This window comes from Oleiphilus sp. HI0080 (assembly GCF_001635135.1).
On the sequence record NZ_LWFU01000952.1, the window covers coordinates 1 to 664 of the forward strand.

The following is a 664-nucleotide window of genomic DNA, read 5'->3' on the forward strand; positions in this document are numbered from 1 at the left end:
ATATGATGTCAAAGGCTATAAAGTGCCTGGCGGGAAGCCGAGTACACCAGCGCTAGCCAAAATGCTGCCGATTGCGCCTGCAATGATGCGAGACAAAACCAAAGGTGTGCTCCCTGCGCCTGAGGCAATCTTGTCGGTGATGGTAGAAAGTCTGCAAGTTGATATCGATTCAGCGATGCGAATCGAAACACGATATTTCGTTGAATTGGTGTGCGGTCAGGTTTCAAAGAACATGATCAACACTTTCTGGTATCAACTAAACGAAATCAATGCGGGGGCAGCTCGTCCTGCAGGTATCGAAAAGGCCAAGTTCACGAAACTCGGTGTTTTGGGTGCCGGCATGATGGGAGCGGGAATTGCCTATTCCGCTGCTACGCGTGGCATTGAAGTCGTTTTGAAAGATGTCTCTCTTGAGTCTGCCGAGAAGGGTAAGGCGTACAGCGAGAACCTTCTTGATAAGAAGGTGAAACGTGGCCGATTGAGTGCGTCTAAGCGCAATGAAACGCTCGCGCTTATCCATCCAACCGAGAACGCGGAAGATTTAGCCGGTTGCGATATGATTATCGAAGCCGTTTTTGAAGATCGTGGATTAAAGGCAAAAGTGACTCAAGAAGCAGAGGCACAAATGCAAGCGAGTGGGGTCTTCGCGTCAAATACATCCACT

General features: G+C 49.2%; 1 protein-coding gene. It reads left to right on the top strand.

The window, feature by feature from the left end; genetic code table 11:
* Positions 1–664 (top strand): 3-hydroxyacyl-CoA dehydrogenase family protein (locus tag A3751_RS18475; protein ID WP_197466493.1); only part of this gene is annotated, 664 nt, incomplete at both ends.